Below are 5177 nucleotides of genomic sequence, written 5' to 3'. Positions count from 1 at the left end.
TAGGTCTGGGTGGCCACGATCATCTTGTCCGCCTTGTCGCCGAGCCCTTCGCGCAGACCGATGAGGTAGTCCTTGCCTAAATCATCGTTCTCATAGAACACCGCGATCTTGGCGTTTGGCAGGTTCTTGAGAATGTAGCTCGCATAGATGCGCGCCTCGAGGCGGTAACTAGGCAGTGCGCCCATCGTCCAGGGAAAGTGTTTGGGATCGTTCCACTTGTCGGCGCCGGTGCCGACGAACAGTTGCGGCACCTTGTTCTCGTTCAGGTAGCCCTGGATCGCAGTGTTGGGTGGCGTGCCGATCGTATTAAACAGAAACAGCACGTGTTCTTGCTCGACTAGCTGTCGCACCACTTCCACGGTCTTCGGCGGGCTGTAGCCGTCGTCGCGGCTGATGAAGTTGATCTTGCGTCCGTTGATGCCGCCCTGCTCATTGATCGTATTGAAATAGGCGCTTTCCGTCTTGCCGATCACGCCGTAGGCAGAGACTGGGCCGCTATACGGCATCGTGTTGCCAATCTTGATCTCGGTGTCGCTGGCGCCCGGTCCGTATTGGCCAGCGGCGAAAGCCAGTGCGCTGGGGAAAACGAGGCTGATCGCCAACAGGCCGGTCACGACACTCCGTTTCATTGTCATGCTTTCCTCCCGTTTGCAGCGCGAGCGCAAGCGCTCCACTCTTGCTCCGTCCTCCCCCGCTCCGCTGCGCGCCACGCCGGAGGATGAAAGGTATCTTACCCCTCATGGCGCCAGCCCATCGAGCAGCGCCTTGGCTTCTTTCAGATCGAGCGTATCAAAACCTTCGGTGAACCAGCCATAGATCGGAGCGAGAAGCCCGTAGGCCTCATCCCGTTTGCCCTGATTGCGAAGAAGCTGTGCCATGGTCATCGCGGCGCGTAGTTCGAAGGACTTTGCTTGCTGCGCGCGCGCAATCGCCAGCGCGCGCTCGAAATAGGCTTCCGCTTTCACCGCGTCCGGCTCCGGAGACAGTAGCGCGATTTCACCTGCGATTCGCTGGATGTCTGCCTCCCACAACTTTTCCTTGGTTGTCTCCACTGCCATGATCGCTTCACCAATGCAGCGCCAAGCGTCTTCGACTTTGCCGAGTTCCGCATAGGCTCTCGCCAAATATGACAAACACGACGGCAACCACAATGTTGCTCCCGTTGATCTGTATGCGGCGAGTCCGGAGGTGAGCACGTCTACCGCGCCCGAGGCTTGGCGGGTCAGCGTTAGTACGCAGCCTTGGCACATCATTGCGTCCGCCTTCCAGAGCAAGGCACCTTTTTCGTCCGCCAACGCGACGAGTTCGTCGACGAGCGTGTTTGCTGTCGCGTAGTTTCCGCAGTGGACGTGGGGGAGCGATGTGACGAACAGCACGTACATCAACGTGGCGGCGTGACCGATCTCGCGCGCATCCTTGAGCGCCTGCTTGGCGTCCATAAGCGCGGTCTCGGGATAGCCAAGCACCCACAAGGCTTGCGACCGGAAGCCTAAATTCGCCACCCCAGAATCGACGGCAAAACGCGTCGCCAGCGCACGATGTTCGGCGGGATCATAAAGCGCCACGGCCAGATCGTAGTGTGCCCGACTTTCGGCGATGTCCCCCGTATACGCCAAAGAATTGGCCATAAGGCGGTGCCCAATCATCAGGGGAGCCGTTGTTCCTTGTTTCTCGGCCAGTGCGAGAAATTGCGCCGAAAGCTCACGCACAACGTCGCCGTTGAACGCCACGAAGCTCGCGGTCCAGAAGCCGTAGAGGACGGAGAACAACAGTAGCGGATCATCGGGAGATTCTCCCAGGGCTTCAGCTTGCTCAATCAACAGGCGTGCCCGCTCCGCAGCCGCCTTGGTTTCGGGTGCCGCATAGCCTTTAACGTGCATCAGAGCGTTCGCGAGGGCGATCTGGAGTTTCATCTGCTCACGACGCAGGTCTGATGTCGCGGGCAAGGTCGCGATCTGGTCGAGCGTCCGGGTGAGTTGAGCTGCGGCTTCAACCAACGCCGAGCGCTCCAGAGACCGCAGTCCCGCCTTGCCCCACAGGCCCGCAGCTTTCTCGATCAGCCCGGCCTCGGTGCAGTGACGCGCCAGTAGCTCCGGTCGACTCTCGGCGATCTCCGCGAATTGGCCCTCAAGGATTTCGGCGATACGGGCGTGCAGCGCGCGACGCGGCTCGCGCAGCAGCGTGCCATAGGCCGCGTCCTGCACTAGGGCATGCTTGAACAGATAGGTCGCATGCGGCGGCACGCCCTGCCGGAACAGCAAACCAGCCGCAAAGAGACGGTCGAGCGCCGGTCCCAGTTCGGCTTCCGGCCTGCGCACCGCCGCGGTCAACAGGGCATGCGAAAACTCACGCCCGATCGCCGCCCCGATCTGCGCCACCTCCTTGGCGGGGCCGAGCCGGTCGAGCCGGGCCATCAGCGAGGCGTGCAAGCTCGCGGGGAGAGCCAAGGCCGGGGACGGAACTGAGGCAGCAGTGCGCCGGGCTTCGCCCTCGCTCTCCGCCTCCAACACCGCTTTGGTCATCTCTTCCACGAACAGGGGAATGCCGTCGGTGCGCTCCACAATCTCGGCCATGACATCCGGCGGTAGCTCCTTGTTGCCGACAAGGCGCGCGACGATGGCGGCAGCCTCGCGCTCTCCAAGCCGGTTGAGCGCTAGGCTCGTCACATGCGACCGTCCAGCCCACGGCGCGTTGAACTCGGGGCGGAAAGTTACGATGAGCAGCCCTGGAAGAGTTTTAATTTGGTCCACCGTCCGACCGAACACTTCCAGACTCGTTGGATCGATCCAATGCGCATCTTCGACGATCATCAGCACCGGCTGCTGTCTAGCCAATCGCGGAAGTTGTGCCGCCAACGCGTCCAGCGTTCTTTGCCTGCCCTGCTCCGGGGCGAGGTCGAGCGCGGGATAGCGTCCGTCGTTCGGCAACGACAGCATCTCGGCAAACAGCGCGGCATCCTGTTTGGGGGTCGAGGTTTGCGCCAGCATCGCATCGAGCTTGTCGAGCTTCGCTTGTGGGGTGTCGCCGTGCGCCAGTCCGGCGGCACGTTCCATCTGGCTGTTGATCGGATAGAACGCGCTGTCTGTATGCTGCGGCGAGCAGAAATAACGCAAGCGCGTGTGTGGCTCGCCGGCGAGACGCTCCAGCAGCGCCGCGGTGAGCCGCGATTTGCCGATCCCGGCTTCGCCCGAGAGGAGCACCACCTGGCCCTCACCGGTCTTTGCTCTTGACCAGCGCCGCAGCAGCAATTCGAATTCTTCTTCCCGTCCTACCAGCTCCGCCAGGCCGGTCGTGTGCAGGGCCTCGAAACGGCCTTCCGCCGAACTCGCCCGCAGTGCCGCCCAGGCATGCACCGGGCCGGCGATGCCCTTGAGGTCTTTTCCTCCCAGGTCCGCAAGCTCGAAGAGATTGCCGAGAAGCCTTCGCGTACCATCGGCGATGACCACCATGTTCGGCTCGGCGACGCCTTGCAAGCGCGCCGCAAGGTTCGGCGTCTCGCCGACGATGCCGCGCTCTTGCGCCTCACCCGAGCCGATCAGATCTCCGACGACAACCAGCCCGGTTGCGATCCCGACACGGGTTTGCAGGGGAGCGTCATGCTTGAGCGAACTGACAGCACCAATCAGCTCCAGCCCCGCGCGTACCGCCTGCTCGGCATCATGCTCATGGGCCTCCGGATAGCCGAAATACACCAGCACGCCGTCGCCCATGTATTTCGCGACGAACCCGCCGAAGCGGCGCACGGTCTCGGCGACACATTTCTGGTAGGCGGAAATGACCTCGCGTAAATCCTCCGGGTCCATGCGGGCGGAGAGTGCCGTCGAACCGACCAGGTCCGAGAACATCACCGTGACTTGGCGGCGCTCGGCGTCGGTGCGTGGCGCGGGAGGCGTGATCTCCGGCGAAGCGGGCTTCTGTTCACTAGTACCGAGCGCAGCAACGGCCCTCAACAGCTTGAGCCGCGCCCCAAGCGGTAGGCCAAGCTCGCGTAGGTGCTGATCAGTGAGATCACGAAGCACGTCGGCATCGATCGCATTGTCGCGAAACGTCTGCGTACTGCTCCAGACCGATCCCGCGGAGCCAACCGTCGATGTCCAAGTTCAGTCCCCTGGGCTCTTATCAGCAGTAGTTTTTGAAAAAGGTTGAGTCATCGGCGCCCGCCGTGATTCCAAGGGTTTTCTCGAACCAACTTTGGATTCGCCATGTGGACGCCAACCACTCGAGAGCAGCATAACCGCATCGTCACCCGATACCAGACCGATCTGACCGACGCAGAGTGGCGGGTGATCGCGCCGCACTTGCCGAAGCCCCGCGCGACGGGTCGGCCGCGTGAGTGGCCGATGCGCGAGATCATCAACGGCATCTTCTATGTCATGCGGGCGGGCTGTCCGTGGCGCCTGCTGCCGAGCGACCTGCCGCCACGGGGGACAATTTACCGCTGGTTTGCCGCCTGGCGCGACGACGGGCGCTTTGAACGGATAAACCACGCGCTCGTGATGGCAGATCGCGAACGGGTCGGGCGCGACGCCAGCCCCTCGGCGGCAATCATCGACAGCCAGAGCGTCAAGACCACCGAGGCCGGCGGACCGCGCGGTTATGATGCTGGAAAGAAGGTCAATGGGCGTAAGCGCCATGCGCTCGTCGACACTGACGGGCGTGGCCTCGTGCTCGAACCGCATCCGGCGAGCGTCCAGGACCGCGACGGCGGCGGACCGCTTCTGCGAGTCTCGCGGTGCATCTTCCCGTTCATCCAGCGGGTCTTCGCCGACAGCGGATATGCCGGGGAAAAAGTCACCACGGCAACGTTGATCGCCATCGAAATCGTGCGCAAAAATCCCGACCAAATCGGCTTCGCCGTAAACCCGCGCCGCTGGGTCGTCGAACGGTTCTTCGCCTGGATTGGGCGCAATCGGAGACTGGCGAAAGACTTCGAGGCCACCATCGACTCCGCACGCGCCTTCCTCTACGCCGCATCCGTCGTGCTGCTCGTGCGTCGGATCGCTCGTGCTTCATGACTTTCGAAACCGACCTCTGATATAAGGCGCGCTCGAAGTCATCCGCGACCCGCACTTCCTTAATTTCAGCTCACCGCCAAGGCCCGGGCCGCCGTCTTCGTCGCTTCGAATTGCGTCTCCGCGGAGGCTCATGCCGGGGAGATGGACAATATTTTCTCCAGT

The 5177-nt window shown here is 62.5% G+C and carries 3 protein-coding genes; 1 reads left to right on the top strand and 2 read right to left on the bottom strand.

Annotation, left to right across the window (positions count from 1 at the left end; all coding sequences use genetic code 11):
- Positions 1–629, bottom strand: a 629-nt coding sequence (locus ABSB13_RS16495) for an ABC transporter substrate-binding protein (RefSeq protein ID WP_428110403.1), incomplete at its 3' end; no start/stop codon positions are given.
- Between the two features lie 108 nt (positions 630–737).
- On the bottom strand, positions 738–4019 hold the full coding sequence (locus ABSB13_RS16490; RefSeq protein ID WP_428110401.1) for an ATP-binding protein: 3282 nt from the start codon (positions 4017–4019) through the stop codon (positions 738–740).
- A 183-nt stretch (positions 4020–4202) separates the two neighbouring features.
- On the opposite strand from ABSB13_RS16490, the gene ABSB13_RS16485 reads away from it, so the two are divergent.
- On the top strand, positions 4203–5015 hold the full coding sequence (locus tag ABSB13_RS16485) for an IS5 family transposase (protein WP_428110399.1): 813 nt from the start codon (positions 4203–4205) through the stop codon (positions 5013–5015).
- The last annotated feature ends 162 nt before the right edge of the window (positions 5016–5177 follow it).

It is taken from the genome of Binatus sp. (SeqCode) (genome assembly GCF_050013435.1).
Lineage (GTDB): Bacteria > Desulfobacterota > Binatia > Binatales > Binataceae > Binatus.
Note: the sequence above shows the minus strand (reverse complement) of the source record. Positions and strands in the feature narration are given on the sequence as shown.

What these genes read in the sequence shown, in the direction of transcription:
- ABSB13_RS16485 (WP_428110399.1), top strand. Translation starts at nt 4,203, where the DNA reads ATGTGGACGCCAACCACTCGAGAGCAGCATAACCGCATCGTCACCCGA.